Source organism: Xanthomonas sp. LMG 12462, from assembly GCF_009192885.1.
In the GTDB taxonomy this organism is placed as follows: domain Bacteria; phylum Pseudomonadota; class Gammaproteobacteria; order Xanthomonadales; family Xanthomonadaceae; genus Xanthomonas_A; species Xanthomonas_A sontii.
Map to the genome: position 1 here is coordinate 1 of NZ_NMPP01000084.1, position 19482 is coordinate 19482.

Here is a 19482-nt window from a genome sequence, read left to right on the forward strand (position 1 = left end):
CGACACGCCGGGTCACACCCGGCGCAGCGGCATGGTGTAAAGTTTTTTCAACATCCCTCGCGTGGAGCCTGCGATGCGCCCTCAGCCGCCCCTCTCGTCCCAGGCGCTGTCCGACCATTACGCCGCGCAGGCCACCCGCGCGCCGGACACGCTGGAGGCGTTCTGGATGCCGTTCACCGCCAACCGCCAGTTCAAGGCGCGGCCGCGGCTGCTGGCCTCGGCCGAGGGCATGCACTACCGCAGCGTGGACGGGCGCCAGATCCTCGACGGCACCGCCGGCCTGTGGTGCTGCAACGCCGGCCACGCGCGGCCGCGTATCGTCGAGGCGGTGGCACGGCAGATCGCCACGCTGGATTTCGCGCCGACCTTCCAGATGGGCTCGCCGTTGCCGTTCGTGCTGGCCGAGCGGCTGGTGGAACTGGCGCCGCCGGGCCTGGACCACGTGTTCTACACCAACTCCGGCTCCGAGTCGGTGGACACCGCGCTGAAGATCGCGCTCGCCTACCACCGCGCCCGCGGCGAGGGCCAGCGCACCCGCTTCATCGGCCGCGAGAAGGGCTACCACGGCGTCGGCTTCGGCGGCATTTCAGTCGGCGGCCTGCCGAACAACCGCAAGGCGTTCGGCCCGCTGCTGCCGGGCGTGGACCATCTGCGGCACACGCTCGACCTGGAGCGCAATGCGTTCTCGCGCGGCCTGCCGACGCATGGCGCGGAACTGGCCGAGGACCTGGAGCGGCTGGTGACGCTGCACGACGCCTCCACCATCGCCGCGGTGATCATCGAGCCGATCTCCGGCTCGGCCGGGGTGGTGCTACCGCCGCACGGCTACCTGCAGCGCATCCGCGAACTGTGCGACAAGCACGGCATCCTGCTGATCTTCGACGAGGTCATCACCGGCTACGGACGCGTCGGCCACGCCTTCGCCGCGCAGCGCTTCGGGGTGACCCCGGACATGATCACCACCGCCAAGGGCCTGACCAACGGCTGCGTGCCGATGGGCGCGGTGTTCGTGTCCCACGCCATCCACGAGGCCTTCGCGCACGGTCCGGCCAACGCCATCGACCTGTTCCACGGCTATACCTACTCCGGCCATCCGCTGGCCTGTGCCGCGGCGCTGGCGACGCTGGACACCTATGCCGAGGAACAGTTGTTCGACAAGGCGATCGAACTGGGCCCGGTGTGGGAGGAAGCCATCCACCGGCTGCGCGACCTGCCGCACGTCATCGACATCCGCAACTTCGGCCTGATCGGCGCGATCGAACTGGCGCCGCGCAAGGGCGCGCCCGGCGCGCGCGCCTACGAGATCTTCGAGCGCTGCTTCCATGAAGGCGACCTGCTGATCCGCGTCACCGGCGACACCATCGCGCTGTCGCCGCCGCTGATCGTGGAAGCCACGCACATCGAGCGCATCTTCGCGGTGCTGGCGGACATGATCCGCAGCACGCCCTGACCCCTCCCTCACCCAACCCACCGCCCGCGCTCCCCACGCGCCGCGTCTGCCTGGAGAACCGCTCATGCTGGTCGGCGTTCCGAAAGAGATCAAGAACCACGAATACCGGATCGGGCTGACCCCGTCCGGAGTGCGCGAACTGGTGCTGCACGGCCACCAGGTGCTGGTGCAGCGCGGCGGCGGCCAGTCCATCGGCCTGACCGATGCCGAGTACGAGCGCGCCGGCGCACGCATCGCCGAGGATGCGGCCAGCGTGTTCGCGCAGGCCGAGATGATCGTCAAGGTCAAGGAACCGCAGCCGGAGGAATGCGCGATGCTGCGCCCCGGGCAACTGCTGTTCACCTACCTGCACCTGGCGCCGGATCCGCAGCAGGCCGCGGCGCTGCAGCGCTCCGGCTGCACCGCCATCGCCTACGAGACCGTCACCGATGGCCACGGCGGCCTGCCGCTGCTGGCGCCGATGAGCGAGGTCGCCGGGCGCATGGCGATCCAGGCCGGCGCGCATGCGCTGGAGAAGGCGCAGGGCGGCTCGGGCGTGCTGCTCGGCGGCGTGCCCGGGGTCAAGCCGGCGCAGGTGCTGGTGATCGGCGGCGGCGTGGTCGGCATCAACGCCGCGCGCATGGCGATGGGGCTGCACGCGCGGGTGACCGTGCTGGACCGCTCGCTGGAGCGGCTCAAGTACCTGGACGAGCTCTACGGCCAGCAGCTGACCACGCTGTACTCCACCCGCGATGCGATCGAGCAGTGCCTGCCGCACACCGACCTGGTGATCGGCGCGGTGCTGATCCCCGGCGCGGCCGCGCCCAAGCTGGTGTCGCGCGAGCAACTGGCGCTGCTGCGGCCCGGCTCGGTGCTGGTGGACGTGGCGATCGACCAGGGCGGCTGTTTCGAGACCAGCCGCCCGACCACGCACCAGCAGCCGACCTACGAGGTCGACGGCATCGTGCACTACTGCGTGGCCAACATGCCCGGCGGCGTCGCCCGCACCTCCACCTTCGCCCTGACCAACGCCACCCTGCCGTTCGTGCTGCTGCTGGCCGAACACGGGCTGCAGGCGCTGCGCGACGACCAGGACCTGCGCAACGGCCTCAACGTGCACGCCGGCAAGCTCACCCACCGCGCGGTGGCGCAGGCGCTGGGCCAGGAGTTCGTGCGGCCGCTGGACGCGCTGGGCTGACGCTGTCCATCCGAGGATCGAGCACGATGCGCGACACCCTGCCCCACTACATCGACGGCCAGCCCGTCGCCTTCCGCGGCGACGAGCACGCCGAGGTCTTCGACCCGGCCACAGGCGCCGTCCAGCGCCACGTGCGGCTGGGCGCCGCGCATGCGGTGGAGATGGCGGTGCGTGCCGCCGATGCGGCCTTTCCCGGCTGGGCGGCCACGCCGCCGCTGCAGCGCGCGCGGGTGCTGTTCCGCTTCCGCGAGCTGCTGGAACGCCATGCCGATGCACTGGCACGCTGCATCAGCGCCGAGCATGGCAAGACCGTGACCGACGCGCGCGGCGAAGTGGTCCGCGGCATGGAGGTGGTGGAGTTCGCCTGCGGCATCCCGCACCTGCTCAAGGGCGAGCATTCGCACGACGTCGGCCGCGGCGTGGACGCCTGGAGCGAATACGCGCCGCTGGGCGTGGTGGCCGGCGTCACCCCGTTCAACTTCCCGGCGATGGTGCCGCTGTGGATGCTGCCGGTGGCATTGGCCTGCGGCAACAGCTTCGTGCTCAAGCCCTCCGAACACGCACCCTCGGCGTCGCTGCTCCTGGCCGAATGGCTGCACGAGGCCGGGTTGCCGGCCGGCGTGTGCAACGTGGTGCACGGCGCCAAACCGGCGGTGGACGCACTGCTGGCGCACCCGCAGGTGCAGGCGCTGAGCTTCGTCGGCTCCACTGCGGTGGCCGCCGACCTGTACGCGCGCGGCAGTGCGCTGGGCAAGCGCGTGCAGGCGCTGGGCGGGGCCAAGAATCACCTGGTAGTGCTGCCCGACGCCGACCTGGACGATGTCGCCGACGCCCTGCTCGGGGCCGGCTACGGCTCGGCCGGCGAACGTTGCATGGCGATCTCGGTGGCGGTGTGCGTGGGCGACGCGCTGGCCGATGCGCTGGTGGCCAGACTGGCGCCGCGCGTGGCCGCGCTGCGCCTGGGCGCGGGCCAGGCCGACGCCGGCCGCGACGAGCCGGACATGGGCCCGCTGGTCAGCGCCGCGCACCGCGAGCGCGTGCTCGGCTACATCCACAGCGGCGTGGCCGAGGGCGCACGCCTGGTGGTCGATGGCCGCCCGGCGGGTGCGCCCGACCATCCGCGGGGCTTCTTCCTCGGCGGCAGCCTGTTCGACCACGTGCGCAGCGACATGCGCATCTACCGCGAAGAGATCTTCGGCCCGGTGCTGTGCGTGGTGCGGGTGGCCGACGCCGCCGCCGCGCTGCGCCTGATCGCCGACCACGACTACGGCAACGGCGCGGCGGTGTTCACTCGCGACGGCGGCGCGGCGCGTGCGTTCGCGCGGCAGGTGCAGGCCGGCATGGTCGGCATCAACGTGCCGATCCCGGTGCCGATGGCGTTCCACAGCTTCGGCGGCTGGAAGCGCTCGCTGTTCGGCCCGCTGCACGTGCACGGCCCGGACGGGGTGCGCTTCTACACCCGGCTCAAGACCGTCACCGCGCGCTGGCCCGAGGCCGCGGCCGGCGCCGAGTTCGCGATGCCGACGATGCGGTAAAGGGCTGGGAATGGGGAATCGGGAATAGGGAATCGTAAAAGCGCCGCGGCGCCCGCATCGGGCAACCCGGCAACCGCATCACTTGCTGTTGCTCTTGCTGTTGCGATTCCCCAATCCCCATTCCCGGCCCTGCGCCCACCGCAGCGCAACACGCGCCGACCATGCCCGGGTGTAGCCTTGCGCCACCCCGGCGTCCGGCCGGGATCCACCGCCGCCACAGGAGCCGTTCCATGATCAAGGTCAGCGTGATGTACCCGTACACGCCAGGCGCCCGTTTCGACCATGCCTACTACCGCGACACGCACATGCCGCTGCTGCAGGCGCGCATGGGCGCCGCCTGCCTGCGCTACACCGTGGACAAGGGCCTGTCCGGCGGCACCCCCGGCAGCGACCCGACCTACGTCGGCATGTGCCACATCTTCAGCGAGTCGGTGGAGGCCTTCCAGGCCGGCTTCGGCCCGCATGCGGAGGAGATCCTCGGCGACATCAAGAACTACACCGACCTGACGCCGGTGATGCAGATCAGTGAGGTGGTGGTGGGGTGAAGCCGGGAATGGGGAATCGGGAGTAGGGAATCGGAAAGCGCCGCATGCGCGAACGACTCAGGCCATGCGGCCGCGACACACGCTGTTGCCATTCCCGATTCCCCGTTCCCGATTCCCGGCCTCTACAATGCCGCCCCCGTCGCCACGCCGCACCGCCCGTTGATGAACATCGTTGTCAAAGAAGACCTCAAGGCCTATATCGATCCGCTGACCACCGACGAATACGCTGCCCTGGAACGCAGCCTGCTGGCCGAGGGCTGCCGCGACGCGCTGGTGCTGTGGGGCGACATCCTGGTCGACGGGCACAACCGCTACGGCATCTGCCAGAAGCACGGCCTGCCGTTCCAGACCGTGCAGAACACCCGCTTCCAGTCGCTGCAGGACGTGCACCTGTGGATGATCGACCAGCACCTGGGCCGGCGCAGCGTCTCCGACTTCCAGCGCGGCGTGCTGGCGCTGCGCAAGCGCGAGATCCTCGCCGAGCGGCGCGCCAGCGCGGCCGCCGCGGAGGCCCCCGCGGCCGACGCCGCCGACCCGGACGCGGCTGCCGAGGCCGCCAACGACACCGACATGCCCCCCTGGGCCGACGCACCGGCACCGCTCAGCCGCGCCGAGCTGGCGCGCGTGGCGCGGCTCAGCAACAGCCAAGTGGTGCAGATCGAGAAGATCCAGAAGCAGGCCGCGGCCGAGGTGGTGGAAGCGGTCAAATCCGGTGCGATCTCGATCAACGCCGCCGCGGCGGTGGCCAGCCTGCCCGAGGAGGAACAGCGCGCCGCGGCGATGGCCGGCAAGGACGAACTGAAGCAGGCCGCCAAGCGCGCCCGCGAGTCCAAGCGCAAGCCGAAACAGACCCAAGCGGCCGACGTCGATACCGACGCCCACGCTGACGCGCAAGTGCAGGACGCGGCGGGCGACGCCACGATGGCGCTGCGCCAGCGCGTCGCCGAACTGGAAGCAGAGAACCAGGCGCTGCGCGAGGAACTGGCGGCGCTGCGCGCGCAGTTGCCGGGCTGATCCACGCGCTGGCGTGCGCGGCCAGTGCCGCGCGCCGACGCACGTCTGCGTACCGGACCGGCGATGGCCCGCTGCCGTGCGGCGCAGTCCTGATTCCTTGGGCGTCCCGGCTGGCGTCGGGCACCGGCAAGCAGCGTCCGCCGCCGCTGCGGCCGCCGCGCATGCAACCGCGCTCACCGCGCACTGCGTAGACTCGGCCGCATGAGCGTGTCTCCCGGCCTTCCCCTGCCCCCCGATCCGCGCCGCGCACAGCTGCGGCGCATGAAGCTGCTGGCGGCGCTGTTGCTGCTGGCGATGCTGTGCGGCTTCCTGCTCAGCCATGCCATGGGCCTGCGCGGCGTGTGGGCCTGGGTCGGCGCCTTCTGCGAAGCGGCCACGGTCGGTGCGCTGGCCGACTGGTTCGCGGTGGTGGCGCTGTTCCGGCACCCACTGGGCCTGCCGATTCCGCACACCGCGATCATCCCGCACGGCAAGGCGCGTATCGCCGACAGCCTGGCGGTGTTCGTGCGCGATCAGTTCCTGGAGCCGGCCGCGCTGCTGGCCAAGCTCAGCGCCTTCGATCCGGCGGCACGGCTGGGCCAGTGGCTGGCCGAACCGGCGCAGTCCGCACGGCTGGCCGACCTCGCCCGCGGCTGGGCGCTGCAGGCGCTGGACCTGCTCGACGAAGCGGCGGTACGGCGTCGCATCCACGGCTTCGTGGTGGCGCGGCTGCGCGACTGGGACGCCGCCGCCACCGCCGGCGAGCTGCTCGGCCTGCTCACCGCCGACGGCCGCCACCACGCGCTGCTCGACGAAGCGCTGACCCGGCTCGGCCGGCACCTGGACGATGCCGCGGTCAAGCAGCGGGTGTCGGCGATGATCGTCAAGTACGCGCGCCGCGAGTGGCCCAAGCTGGTCGGCACCGTGGAGTGGGTGAAGCCGGTCGAAGGCATCGCCGACACCCTCGCCGAGCGCCTGGCGCACGCGCTGCTGGAGGAACTGCAGGAGGTGCTGTCGCAGCCGCAGCATCCGCTGCGCCAGGACTACGAGCGCTGGCTCGGCGGTTACGTGCAGCGGCTGCGCAGCGATCCGGCCACCGCCGACAAGGTGCAGGCGCTCAAGCAGCGGCTGATCGACCACCCCGGCGTGCAGGCGTACGTGCAGGGCCTGTGGGATCAGATCCATGCTGCGCTGCGCGAGGACCTGTCGCGCCAGGACGGCGCGCTGGTGCAGCACCTGCAGCGCGCACTCGCTGCGCTCGGCCAGTCGCTGGCGCAGGATCCCGCCCTGCGCGAGGCGCTCAACCAGCACCTGCTCGGCGGCGCCGAGCGGCTGACCCAGCGCCTGCGCAGCGGCGTCACCGAGCACATCGCGCAGACCGTGAAGGGCTGGGACGAACGCCACCTGGTCGAGCAACTGGAACTGAGCGTGGGTCGCGACCTGCAGTACATCCGCTTCAACGGCACCCTGGTCGGCGGGCTGATCGGGCTGGCGCTTCACGCGGCCGTCACAATGTTCGACTGAGCGGGCGAAGCAGCGCGAGCAGTACTGCGCAACGGCATCACCGGTGCCAGGTTGCACGGCGTGCCAGGCCCGGCGGGGCACGCAGCACACGGGGCAATCCCTGCAGCACCGCGTAGACACGCCACCCCACTGTCTGCATCGGGGCTGGCGCAGGCGCCGCGCCCGCGTTAGCGTGGGACACGATTTCCGCTCAGCGTTCATTGTCACTGTGAACGCCATCTCGCAAGGGATCGGGAAAAGCCGATGCGCGTGCCCAACGCGCTCGTCAAAGGAAAGGGGAGCATGTCAAAGAAACGCCGAACCGTCGTTGTCGGCCCTGCCCGCCGGGATTATCTGGCCGTGGCCGTCGTGCTCGCCCTTGGCCTGATGGCCGCGCTGCTGGTCGCCCACACCGTGCAGCAGCGCAACCGCGCGCAGGCGCAGAACCGTTTCCAGCAACTGGTCTCGCACGTGGCCGATGAGCTGGGCCAGCGCATGAACATGTACGAACACGGCCTGCGCGGCGCGCGCGGCGCGGTCATCGCCGCCGGCGGCGACCGCATCTCGCGCGCGCGTTTCGACCGCTACAGCGCCTCGCGCGAATATGCCCGCGAGTTCCCCGGCGTGCGCGGCTTCGGCTACATCCGTCGGGTGCCGCGCACGGACGAAGCGGAGTTCCTCCGGCAGGCGCGCGATGACGGTGCGCCGTCGCTGCAGATCAGCGAATTGAGCGCGCATGACGGCGACCGCTTCGTGATCGTGAACATCCAGCCGCAACAGGAAAACCTATCGGCGCAGGGCCTGGACATCGCCTCCGAACCGTCACGGCGCGCTGCCGCGATCGCCGCGGCACGCTCGGGCAAGCCGACCATCACCGCGCCGATCCGCCTGGTGCAGAAGCCGGGACAGGGGCGCAGCGGCTTTCTGCTGCTGCTGCCGATCTATCGCGAAGGCATGCCGCTGCAGACGCCGGAACAACGCTGGCAGGCCACCAGCGGCTGGGCCTACGCGCCGCTTAGCATCACCGAGCTGCTGGCGTCTTCCGACGAACACGCAAGGGATGTGAGCCTGCGCCTGGCCGACAGCCAGACGCCCACGCAACCGTTCTATCCCGCGCACCCTGCGCCCGCACCGGCATCGGTGCCCTCGGCCGAACGCACCTTGCAGGTATACGGGCGCCAATGGCGGCTCGATGCACACGCCACCCCCGCATTCCTGCACTCGCTCAACCAGACATCGCCCCTGCTCGCCGGCTTGCTGACCGTGGGCATGGCGCTGCTGCTGGCCACCCTGCTGCTGCTGTTGCTGATCAGCCGCCGCCGCCGCGACCTGATCCTGCGCGAGCAGAGCCAACTGGCCGCCCTGGTCGCCGGGACCAGCGAGGCGATCGTCGCCGAAGACCTGCACGGCCGCGTGACCCATTGGAACCCCGCGGCCACGCGCATCTTCGGCTACACCCCGGAGCAGGCCATCGGCCAGCCGCTGCAGCGGTTGCTGGGCGCGCACGTCCGCGATCCCATCGACAGAGGCGACGGCGTCCGCGAGCTGCGCCACCGCGATGGTCACACCGTCAGCGTCCTGGCCAGCGTCTCGCCGATCGCCGGCACCCGCGGCGACACCATCGGCCATTCGCACCTGCTGCACGACGTCACCGAACAAGTGCGCGCGCAGGCGCGGGTGCTGGAGCTCAACGCCACGCTCGAACAGCAGGTGTCCGAGCGCACCAGCGAGCTGGTCACCTATTCGGCGCTGCAGCGCGCGATCCTGGCCAATGCCGGCTATGCGATCGTCGCCACCGATCCGGACGGCGTCATCACCCTGTTCAATCCCGCGGCCGAGACCCTGCTCGGCTACGCCGCGCACGAGCTGATCGGGCGCAAGGCCACCGGCCTGTTCCTGGACCCGGAGCAACTGCGCGCGCGTGCCGAACGCATGGCCGCGCAGTCGGGCATGCCGGTGCAGCCGGCGTTCGAGTCGGTGGCGGCGCTGTCCACGCTGGGGCGCAGCGACACCCGCGAATGGACCTACCTGAGCAAGGACGGCCACGCCTTCCCGGTGCTGCTCACCCTGAGCACGCTGCGCGACGACGACGAGCGGGTGATCGGCTATCTCGGCATCGCCGTCGACCTGACCGAGCAGAAGCGCCGCGAGCGCGAACTGCGCCTGGCCATCGACGCGGCGGAAACCGCCAACCAGTCCAAGAGCGATTTCCTGGCCAACATGAGCCACGAGATCCGCACACCGATGAACGCGATCCTGGGCATGCTGTACCTGCTGCGGCACGGCGACCTGTCGCATGCGGCGCTGGACATGGTCCAGAAGATCGAGCTGTCGGCACGCAACCTGCTGGAGATCATCAACGACATCCTCGACTTCTCCAAGATCGAGTCCGGGCGCATCGACCTGGAATCGGCGCCGTTCGACCTCAACGAACTGCTGGAGAACATCGCCGCGCTGATGACCTCGGCGACCAGCGCCAAGCCGGTGGAGATGATCGTCGAGCCGCTGCCGCCGGGCTGCCGCTGGCTGCAAGGCGACGCGCTGCGCCTGAACCAGGTGCTGATCAACCTGGTGGGCAATGCCATCAAGTTCACCGAACAGGGCGAGGTGGTGCTGTCGGTGCGCGCCTTCCCCGGCGCCGAACCCGGCAGGCTCAAGCTGCTGTTCTCGGTGCGCGACACCGGCATCGGCATCGCGCGCGAGAAGCAGAGCCTGATCTTCTCGCCGTTCCTGCAGGCCGACACCTCCACCAGCCGCCGCTACGGCGGCAGCGGCCTGGGCCTGACCATCAGCCGGCGCCTGGTGGAGCTGATGGGCGGGCAACTGGAAGTGCAGAGCGCCCCCGGCCAGGGCAGCGATTTCTACTTCGTCATTCCGTTCGCGGTGGCGCCGGCACCGGCCGACGACGCCGAACCGGCGCAGGCGCGGCGGGTGCTGATCGCCGACGACCACGACCTGGTGAGACGCAGCCTGACCGACATCGCCAACGGCTTCGGCTGGCAGGTGGAAGCGGTGTCCAGCGGCACCGCCGCGTTGGCCGCGGCCGCGCCGGAACGGGCCGAGTTCGACGTGATCCTGCTGGACTGGCGCATGCCCGACCTGGACGGGTTGAGCGTGGCCCAGCGCATCCGCGCGCAATCGGCGCCGGACCGGCAGCCCATCATCGTCATGGTCACCGCTTACGAGCGGCGCATGATCCAGGAGCAGCAGCCTGGCGTCGCCGACGTGGATGCGGTGATGACCAAGCCGGTCACCGCCTCGGCCCTGCAGCGCACCATCGCCATGCTGCTGGCGCGTCGCAACGGCGAGCTGCCCGCGGCAGCGCCCGGCGACGGCGTCGCACGCCTGGCCGGGGCTCGCTTGCTGGTGGTCGACGACAGCGACATCAACCGCGAGGTCGCGCAGCGCATCCTCGAAGGCGAAGGCGCGCTGGTCGAGCTGGCGCAGGACGGCGCCCAGGCGCTGCAGCGGCTACGCCGCGATCCCGGCCGCTTCCACGTCGTGCTGATGGACGTGCAGATGCCGACCATGGACGGCTACGAAGCCACCCGGCAACTGCGTGCCGATCCGGACCTGGCCGCCGTGCCGGTGATCGCCCTCACCGCGGGCGCCTATCGCCAGCAGCAGGAGATGGCGCTGTCCAGCGGCATGAACGGCTTCATCGCCAAACCGTTCCAGGTCGAGGACCTGATCGCGATCATCCGCCGGTTCCTGCCGCCGAACCTGACCTCGCTGCCGCTGCTGCCGCTGGCGGTGCCACCGCCGGTGCTGCCGGCGGACGACTGGCCGGTCAGCGACCCTGCGTTGCTCGATACCGTCCAGGCGCAGCGGCTCTGGGGCGAACGCGAGCCGTATCGGCGCTATCTGCTGAAGCTGTTGCAGGAACATCCCGACCCGGCGGCCAGCGTCCGCACCCTGCTGGAAGCGCAACGGCCGGCCGAGGCCGTGTCGCTGGCGCACAAGTTGCGCGGCTCGGCCGGATCGCTGGCCTTGCCGGCGTTGAGCATCGCCAGCGCCGCCCTCGAAGAACGCTTGAGCACGGCGCCGACGCAGGCCGATGCCGAGATCGCCGCGCTGGCCGCGGCGATGGCCGACACCGCGGCCGAAGTGCTGCGCTTCGCCGACGCCACCCAGGGTGCGGCGCCACCCGCGGCAGCGAACCTCGCCGCGGTCGATCCGGCGACGCTGCAGGCGTCCTGGTATCAGGTGCTGCAGGTGCTGGACAGCGACGATCCGGACCGCATCGACCGCACGCTGCGGCAACTGGCGCCGGTCCTGCCGGCGGCACAGGCCGCCGAACTGCAACTGTTGCTGGAGAATTTTTCCTTCCGCGAAGCCGAGGCTCAAGTCAGGCGATGGCTGGCCGATGATCAAAGTCATAAGAGTGCGCCGCCCGCGCAGCAGCGCGTATCAGACGGGAACACGCCATGACCCAGCCTTGCATCCTCTGTGTCGATGACGAACCCAGCAACCTGGCGCTGATCCGCCAGCTCCTGCGCGAGGACTACGCGCTGGTGTTTGCCAAGAACGGCGCCGAAGCCCTGCGCGGGGTGGCCAAGCACCGCCCGGCGCTGATCCTGCTGGATGTCGACCTGCCCGACATCGACGGCTACACCCTCGCCCGCACCCTGAAGGAAGATGCGCGCAGCACGGCGATCCCTATCATCTTCGTCACCGGCAAGGACAAGGACACCGACGAGAGCATCGGGTTCGACGCCGGCGGCGTGGACTACATCACCAAGCCCTACTCGCCGAGCATTCTGCGCGCGCGGGTGCGCACCCACCTGTCGCTGGTCAGCGCCACCAGCCTGGCCGACAGCCATCGCGACGCGATCCAGATGCTGGGCATGGCCGGCCACTACAGCGACTCGGACACCGGCACGCATATCTGGCGCATGGCCGCCTACGCCCGCGCGCTCGCGCTGGCCGCCGGCTGGTCGTGCGAGGACGCCGATCTGCTGGAACAGGCCGCGCCGATGCACGACACCGGCAAGATCGGCATCCCCGATGCGGTGCTGAAGAAGCCCGGGCCGCTGGACGCCGACGAGTGGCAGGTCATGAAGCGGCACCCGCGGATCGGCTACGACATCCTCAGCCGCAGCAGCGCACCGCTGTTCCGACTCGCCGCCGAGGTCTCCCTGTACCACCACGAGCACTGGGACGGCGGCGGTTACCCGGCCGGCGTTTCAGGCACGCAGATTCCCGAATCGGCACGGATCGTGGCGCTGGCCGACGTGTTCGATGCGCTCACCTCACCGCGCCCGTACAAGGACGCATGGCCGCTGGAGCAGGCGATGGCGCTGTTCCGCGACAAGGCCGGCAGCCAGTTCGAGCCGCGTCTGGTCGAGTTGTTCGAGGCGATCCTGCCGCAGATCCTGCAGATCCAGGCGTACTGGAACGAGCGCGAGACCGAGGATGACCCGCCGCCACGCGGCAAGGCGCAGACCGCGCTGGGGCATCACGGCAGTTGATACAAGCCCCTCTCCCCCCGGGACAGGGGTTGGGGTGAGGGGACGGCGCGAAGCGACGCGCAGAGATCGAGGACACGCGGCGTCGCCCGTCCCCTCACCCGCCCCTTCGGGGCCCCTTCTCGCGGATGGAGAAGCAACAGCGCACTACGCTCCGCGACGGGCGTGACCGGTCACGCCCATCGCGGCTGAAGCCGCTCCTGCAGAAAGACACACGAGGCACCGCTTCTCAGCGCCGCTGCAGACGCCAGGCGCGGTGGATGCGCGGGTTGCGCTCGAAATCCACGTCGATGGTCTGCGCGCTGATCTCCTCGCACACCGCGAATTCGGCCAGCGCGTTCTCGTCCAGCTTGAAGCGGCGGAAGTTGTTGGAGAAGTACAGCACGCCCTCGGGCATCAGCCGCGCCACCGCCGCGCGCAACAGCCGCACGTGCTCGCGCTGGATGTCGAAATCCTCGGCGCGCGCGGAATTGGAGAAGGTCGGCGGGTCGCAGAAGATCACGTCGTAGCGGTTCTTCTCCGCCTCCAGCCAGCTCAGCGCGTCGGCCTGCACCAGCCGGTGCTGGGCGCCGCCCTTGCCGTTGAACGCCAGGTTGTCGGCGCACCACTGCAGATAGGTGCCGGACAGGTCCACGCTGGTGGTGGAATCGGCGCCGGCCACCGCCGCCTGCACGCTGGCCACGCCGGTGTAGCAGAACAGGTTGAGGAAACGCTTGCCGCGCGCCTGCTGCGCCATCACCCCGCGCAGCGGGCGGTGGTCGAGGAACAGCCCGGTATCCAGGTAGTCGAACAGGTTCACCCGCAGCAGCGCGTCGTGCTCGCGCACCACCAGGAACTCGCCGCGCTGCTCGAAGCGGCCGTACTTGCTGCCGCCCTTGCCGCGTTCGCGGGTCTTCAGCGCCACCTGCTCGGCCGGCACCGCGAACACCTCGCGCGCGGCCGCCAGCAGTTCGTTGCGGCGACGGCGCACGTCCGCGTCGGGAATGCTGTCCGGCGCCGCGTACTCCTGTACGTGCAGGAAGGTGCGCGCCTGGCCGCCGTCCTCCTGGTACACGTCGATCGCCGCCGCGTACTCGGGCAGGTCAGCGTCGTAGGCGCGGTAGCAACTGATCCCCGCCCGCGTGCGCCAGGTCTTGAACTTGCGCAGGTTCTTGCGCAGGCGGTTGGCCACCATCTGCGCGCCGTCGCTGAGCGCGCGCGGTTCCTCGGTGGCGCCGGCGCGCGGCGCGACCGCGATCGGGTCGCAGACAATCAGCGGGCATTCCAGCGCGCCGTTGAACATCTGGTACTTCTTGGCCGCGCGCAGGCCGGTGGCATAGGCCAGTTCGTCGCTGCCGCACAGCAGGCTGGCGCGCCACTGCGGCACCGCGCGCTTGAGCGCGTCGCCCAGGCGCCGGTACAGCGCCGCGTCGGCGGCCAGGCGCTCGTCGTAGGGGGGATTGCACACCACCGTGCCCAGCGCCTGCGCCGGCGCAGGCAACGCCGCGACGTCGTGCGCGGCGAAGGCGATCGCCTCGACCACGCCGGCCGCCAGCGCGTTCTCGCGCGCCGCGCGCAGCGCATGCGGGTCGATGTCGCTGCCGTACAGCACCGGCCGCAACGCGGCACGACCGGCCTGGGCGCGCTGCCGCGCCTCGGCCAGCAGCGTACGCCAGGCCGCCACGTCGAACCCCAGCCAGCGACTCGGCGCGGCATCGGCATCGGTGTCGCCGCGCTGCTGCGCCGCCAGTTCGCCGCGCAGCAGGCCCGGCGCGACATCGGCGGCCATCAGCGCGCCTTCGATCAGCAGTGTGCCGCTGCCGCACATCGGATCCAGCAGCCCGCCACCCTGCGCATACAGCGCCGGCCACTGCCCGCGCAGCAGCACCGCCGCAGCCAGGTTCTCCTTCAGCGGCGCCTCGTTCTGCGCCTGGCGCCAGCCGCGCCGGTGCAGCGAGCCGCCGCCCAGGTCCACCGACAGCGTGGCGCGGCCCTTGCGCAGCGACAGGTTCAGGCGCAGGTCCGGGTGCTCCACGTCCACCGACGGCCGCTCCAGGCCCTCCCCGCGCAGCGTGTCCACCACCGCATCCTTGACCCGCTGCGCGGCGAAGCGTGCGTGGGTGATGCCGGTGCCGGACACATGCGCGTCCACCGCCAGGGTGTGTTGCGGCGCCAGATGGCTGCGCCACGGCAGCGCGGCCACGCCGGCGTACAGTGCCGCCTCGTCGGGGCAGTCGAAGGACTGCAACGGCCACAGCACCCGGCTGGCCAGGCGCGACCACAGCACCGCGCGCTGCGCGTCCTGCAGGCTGCCTTCGGCATTGACCCCGGCGACGGTGGCGGTGGCCTGCGCCACGCCAAGCGCGAGCAGTTCATCGACGAGCAGGTATTCCAGGCCCTTGGCGCAGGAGACGAAGAATTTCACGGAAGGCGGACCAGGACGGACGGGAGGGAGGCACGGCGGACGCCGCGCGCGTGGCGCATCGCAGCGCCGGATCCGGCGTTACCGCGGCCGCGGCCGCGGATCGAGGGATGGGCACGCGCACGCACCGCACCGGAACGGCGCGCAGAATACCACAGGGTCCGTGCGCCCCTGCCTGCTGCGCGGTGCCCTGGCGCAGGGTGCGCCGCGGCCGTCACTGGCCTCGTGTGACGGGCACAGCGACGTCGCCCGCCGGCGTTCGCTTCGCGACCACCCCGCGCCGTGGCAGATGAAGCTGGCGCTGCAGACGCGCCCTCCTGCCGCCTTGGTGCGCGACGCATCGCGCAATGCGAGACCACGAATCCGGCGCCGGGCAGGCCCGGCGGCAGACCCCGTCGACGGCAGCGTACGCCGCTCACCACGGCGTCAGCCGCCACGCCTCGGGATCGGCCTGCAAGCGCTGCTGCAGGCGCAGTGTGTCCAGGAACTCTGCATCATGCGAGACCACCAGCAGCGCGCCGGGGTACTGCAGCAGCACCGCGCGCAAGGCGTCGCGGGCTTCGCGGTCCAGGTGGTTGTCCGGCTCGTCCAGCAACAGCAGTTCGGCCGGCGGCGTGCGGTAGAAGGCGCAGGCCAGCGCAGTCTTCAGTCGCTCGCCACCGCTGAGCTGGCCGCAGGGCACGCCGATGCGCTGCGCGTCCAGGCCGAGCAAGGCCAGCCGCGTGCGCAGGTCGGCGAGTGCGATGCCGGGCGCGGCGGCCTGCACCTGCGCCAGCGCGGTGGCGTCCGGGTCCAGCGCCGCCAACGACTGGTCCAGGTAGGCGCTGGCGGCGCGTACCCGGCAGCTACCGGACAGCGCCGCCACCTGCCCGGCCAGCAGCCGCAGCAGGGTGGATTTGCCGCTGCCGTTGGCCCCGACCACGCCGATGCGTGCGCCGCCCTGCACCACCAGATCCAGCGGCTGCCGCGTCGCCGGCGCGAACGGTAGCCGCACTGCCTGCAGCTCGACCAGGCGACGGGTGGCCGCATCGGCCGGCGGCGGCGCGAACAGCGCCACCGGCGCGTCGGGCTGCACCTGGCGCGCGGCCTCGGCGATGCGCTCCAGGCTGCGCGCCTGCGTGGCCTGATGATCGCGCACCCGCTTGCCGGCACTGTCCTGGCTGCGCTGCTTCTGCCGGCCGAGCAGGATCGGCGCCTGGTTGGCCGTGCCGGCCTGCTGCCGCCCGCGCGCACTGCGCCGCTGCTGTCGATCGTGCTGTGCCTGCCAGGCAGCGTTGTCGCGCGCCTGCTGCAGCTTGTGCTGCGCCAGTTCGGCCTGCGCGGCCTCGCGCTCGCGCGCCCGGCACTGCAGGTAGAACGCGTAGTCGCCGCCGTAGTCACGCAGCCCGCCTGGCGACAGTTCCAGCGTGCGCTGCATGTCCTGCAGCAGCAGCGCATCGTGGCTGATCACCAGCAGGCCGCCCGGCCAGCGCTGCAGCGCCTCGCGCAGGCGCTGCCGCTGCGCCGCGTCCAGGTGCAGGGTCGGCTCGTCCAGGATCAGCGCATCGGCCTCGGCCAGCCAGGCGCCGATCAGCGCCACCCGCATCGCCTCGCCGCCGCTGAGCGTGGCGGCCAGGCGGTGCGGCTCCAGCGCGCCGAGGTCGTGCGCGTGCAGCTGCGCCTGCAGGCGCTGGGCGATGTCCCAGCGTTCGCCCAGCGCGTCGAAATCCGCCACGTCGGCGCTGCCGGCCTCGATCCGCGCCAGCGCCCGCAACGCCGCGCCCACACCGGCCAGGTCGGCGACCGAGGCGTGCGGCGCCGGCGCGATCTGCTGCGGCACGTAATGCAGGCGGCCATGGCGTATGCAGCGTCCGGCGCTGGGCGTCAGTTCGCCGGCAAGCAGGCGTGCGAACACGCTCTTGCCGACGCCGTTGCGGCCGACCAGGCCGGTGCGGCGCGTATCGAGCGCGAAGTGCAGATCGGAGAACAGAATCCTGCCGTCGGGCAGAACATGGGTCGCGCTGTCCAGCGCAAGCAGCGGATGCGTCATGGGAACCTCCATGGATGCCGGTCGTGCCCGCCGATCGCTCGGCAGGTGGGACGAGGGCCGTCGCGAAGACGGCGGCATCAATGGCGCATCGGCGTGGATCCTCGATCGGAGTGGACGCGGGACGATGCTAACGCAACGCGGCCGCGACGGGCCACGGCGTGGCGCGCTGGCTCAGGCCGCGGACAGGAACGCCGGGTGGTAGGCCACCTCGGCCATCGGCGGCAGGCGCTCGCCGAAGGCCAGCGCCTGGAAGGCCTCCACCGGCGCGCCCGGCAGCGTCAACCCGGGTTCCGGGCGGAAGCCGAAGCGCGCGTAGTAGGCCGGGTCGCCCAGCACCACGCAGCCGGCCGCACCCAGCGCCTGCAACTGCGCCAGCGCCTCGCGCACCAGCCGCGTGCCCAGGCCCTGGCGCTGGTGGCCCGGCCCCACCGACAGCGGTCCCAGCCCGTACCAGCCGCGGCTTCCGTCGGACAGGCTCACTGGCGACACCGCGACGTGGCCGACGATGTAGCCCTCGTGCTCGATCACCAGCGACAGGGTCAGCGCGCCGTCCGCGCGCAGCCGTTCGATGATGTCCTGCTCGTCGTGGCGGCTGTGCGCGACGCGGAAGAAGGCGACCAGGGTCAGCGCCTCGATCGCCGCCGCGTCGGCCGGCCGCTCGGCGCGCAACAGCATGTCGTCGGCTGCGCTCACAGGCGCTCCAGCAGCTCGGCGAAGGCCTGCGCCGAGGTCGCCACGTGCTCGCCCAGGCGATGCGTGTCGTCGACCAGCAGCAGCCGCGCCGCGCGCGCCTGCGCCCAGGCGATCACTTCACTGGCGGGAATCAGTTCGTCGCGCCAGGCATGCACCACCGAGGTCGGCACCGGTGCCGCATCCAACGCCGGCATGTGCCCCATCCGCGTCGGCGGCACCATCAGGAACAGGCCGCGCACCGGCACGTGCAGCGACACCTGCGCGGCGATGTAGGCGCCGAGGCTGGAACCGGCCAGTACGACCGGCCCGCGCTGCGCCGCCGCCTGCGCCAGCTCCAGCAGGCGCTGCAGGCGGGTCGGCACGTCGCCCAGCGGGCTGATGTCGCGGCGCGCATCCAGGTCGGTGTAGTCCGGGCGCGAATGGCTCCAGCCCAGGCGCTCCGCCACCTCGGCCAATGCGGTCACCTTGATCGCGTCCGGCCCGCTCTCGAAGCCGTGCGAGAGGATGCAGTGGCCGCGGCTCACAGCGCCACCACCGCATCGCCCAGCCGCAGCGTGCCGCCTTGCACGATGCGTGCGCACAGGCCGCCGTGGCCACGCATGGCGTTGTAGCCGCCGGGCCCCAGCGCCTGCTCCATGCGCGAGCACGGGTCGCACGGCGCGATGCCTTCCAGCTCGACCTCGCCGATGCGGAAGCGGCGCCCCTTCAGGGCGATCAGCGGAATGCCGGAGACCACCACGTTGCGCCGCAGGGTCGCCGGCGCCACCGCCGCATGGCCGGCCAGCGCGGCGATCGCCGGCAGGTGTTCGGCCTGGATCAGGGTCACGCCGCGCTTGCCGTTGCGGCCGGCGTAGCGGTCGCCGTGCAGGCCGCCCTCGGTCTGCGCCTCAGCGGCGTCGACCTCGTGCATCGGCACGTCGCGCGCCGGGCGCAGGCCGATCCATTCCACGCGTCCGGCGCGCGGCAGTGTGGCCAGCAGGGTCGCCAGCGGGCTTTCGGAAGTCAGAGTCATCGGCGAATGCTAGCATCCGCGCATGTCGCCTACCCCGCCGTTGCCGATCCACGATGCGCCCCTGCCTTACGTCGGCCTGCTGCAGGAGCGCGCGCCGGACAGCATCACGCTGGCGGTGATCCACTGCACCGAGTTGCCGGACCTGGCCAGCGCGCGCCTGTACGGCGAGCGTGTGCTGTATCCGTCGGGCACCGGCAACAGCGGCCATTTCTACATCGACCGCGACGGCAGCGTGCATCGCTACGTGCCCGCGGAGCGCATCGCGCATCACGTGCGCGGCTACAACCGGCAATCGCTGGGCATCGAACTGGTCAACCGCGGACGCTATCCGCTGTGGCTGGATTCGCGCCACCAGGCGATGTGCGAGGACTACCCGCCGGCGCAAGTGCAGGCGCTGATCCGGCTGCTGCAGCAGTTGCGCGCGGAACTGCCGCAGCTGCGCCACATCGCCGGACACGAGGCGCTGGACCGCAGCCTGGAACCGGCCAGCGACGATCCGACGCGGCAGGTGCAGCGCAAGCTGGATCCGGGCCCGCGCTTTCCCTGGCCGCAGGTGCTGGAGGCGGTGACGCTGGCGCCGTATGCGCCGCCTGTGTGACCGCCTTGGAGGCGATGGATTGGAACGGCTGATTCGGGCCGCGATGGAGTATCAGACAGGGTCGCATTCTCGCGCTCC

Annotated in this window: 14 protein-coding genes; 9 read left to right on the forward strand and 5 right to left on the reverse strand. The window is 71.3% G+C overall.

Annotation, left to right across the window (positions count from 1 at the left end):
• Nucleotides 1-73 precede the first annotated feature (73 nt).
• The 8 genes from CEK69_RS18675 (at nt 74) to CEK69_RS18710 (ending at nt 12674) form a co-directional block, all read left to right on the forward strand.
• Entirely contained in the window at nt 74-1450 is a 1377-nt protein-coding gene (locus tag CEK69_RS18675) for an aspartate aminotransferase family protein (protein ID WP_167521989.1), read from the forward strand.
• Between the two features lie 64 nt (nt 1451-1514).
• Complete coding sequence (gene ald, locus CEK69_RS18680; RefSeq protein ID WP_152247303.1) at nt 1515-2627, forward strand: alanine dehydrogenase; 1113 nt, start codon at nt 1515-1517, stop codon at nt 2625-2627.
• Between the two features lie 26 nt (nt 2628-2653).
• Entirely contained in the window at nt 2654-4162 is a 1509-nt protein-coding gene (locus tag CEK69_RS18685) for a CoA-acylating methylmalonate-semialdehyde dehydrogenase (protein ID WP_152247305.1), read from the forward strand.
• 230 nt (nt 4163-4392) lie between these two features.
• The gene (locus tag CEK69_RS18690; RefSeq protein ID WP_017908811.1) at nt 4393-4707 is read left to right on the forward strand and encodes an EthD family reductase; all 315 of its coding nucleotides are present in this window, start codon (nt 4393-4395) and stop codon (nt 4705-4707) included.
• A gap of 162 nt (nt 4708-4869) precedes the next feature.
• A complete protein-coding gene (locus CEK69_RS18695) occupies nt 4870-5721 on the forward strand; it encodes a plasmid replication/partition related protein (RefSeq protein ID WP_152247307.1) in 852 nt (283 codons plus the stop codon).
• Between the two features lie 261 nt (nt 5722-5982).
• Nucleotides 5983-7224, forward strand: a complete 1242-nt coding sequence (locus tag CEK69_RS18700; RefSeq protein ID WP_152247321.1) for a DUF445 family protein — start codon at nt 5983-5985, stop codon at nt 7222-7224.
• Between the two features lie 339 nt (nt 7225-7563).
• Nucleotides 7564-11634 (forward strand): CHASE domain-containing protein, encoded by a 4071-nt coding sequence (locus CEK69_RS18705; protein ID WP_226975230.1) that lies wholly within the window; start codon nt 7564-7566, stop codon nt 11632-11634.
• Nucleotides 11631-12674, forward strand: a complete 1044-nt coding sequence (locus CEK69_RS18710; protein WP_152247309.1) for an HD domain-containing phosphohydrolase — start codon at nt 11631-11633, stop codon at nt 12672-12674. The genes CEK69_RS18705 and CEK69_RS18710 overlap by 4 nt, the downstream gene beginning before the upstream one ends.
• Nucleotides 12675-12900: 226 nt before the next feature.
• Here CEK69_RS18710 and rlmKL read toward each other — a convergent pair whose 3' ends face one another.
• The 5 genes from rlmKL to CEK69_RS18735 form a co-directional block, all read right to left on the reverse strand.
• The gene (gene rlmKL, locus CEK69_RS18715) at nt 12901-15075 is read right to left on the reverse strand and encodes a bifunctional 23S rRNA (guanine(2069)-N(7))-methyltransferase RlmK/23S rRNA (guanine(2445)-N(2))-methyltransferase RlmL (protein ID WP_152247311.1); all 2175 of its coding nucleotides are present in this window, start codon (nt 15073-15075) and stop codon (nt 12901-12903) included.
• 412 nt (nt 15076-15487) lie between these two features.
• Nucleotides 15488-17101, reverse strand: coding sequence for an ABC-F family ATP-binding cassette domain-containing protein (locus tag CEK69_RS18720; RefSeq protein ID WP_152247313.1), 1614 nt, complete (start codon nt 17099-17101; stop codon nt 15488-15490).
• 171 nt (nt 17102-17272) lie between these two features.
• On the reverse strand, nt 17273-17776 hold the full coding sequence (locus tag CEK69_RS18725; RefSeq protein ID WP_153750543.1) for an N-acetyltransferase: 504 nt from the start codon (nt 17774-17776) through the stop codon (nt 17273-17275).
• 14 nt (nt 17777-17790) lie between these two features.
• Nucleotides 17791-18318 (reverse strand): alpha/beta fold hydrolase, encoded by a 528-nt coding sequence (locus CEK69_RS18730; protein ID WP_152247317.1) that lies wholly within the window; start codon nt 18316-18318, stop codon nt 17791-17793.
• Entirely contained in the window at nt 18315-18806 is a 492-nt protein-coding gene (locus tag CEK69_RS18735; RefSeq protein ID WP_152247319.1) for an MOSC domain-containing protein, read from the reverse strand. The genes CEK69_RS18730 and CEK69_RS18735 overlap by 4 nt, the downstream gene beginning before the upstream one ends.
• 22 nt (nt 18807-18828) lie before the next feature.
• On the opposite strand from CEK69_RS18735, the gene CEK69_RS18740 reads away from it, so the two are divergent.
• Entirely contained in the window at nt 18829-19404 is a 576-nt protein-coding gene (locus tag CEK69_RS18740; protein WP_152181776.1) for an N-acetylmuramoyl-L-alanine amidase, read from the forward strand.
• Nucleotides 19405-19482: the final 78 nt, after the last annotated feature.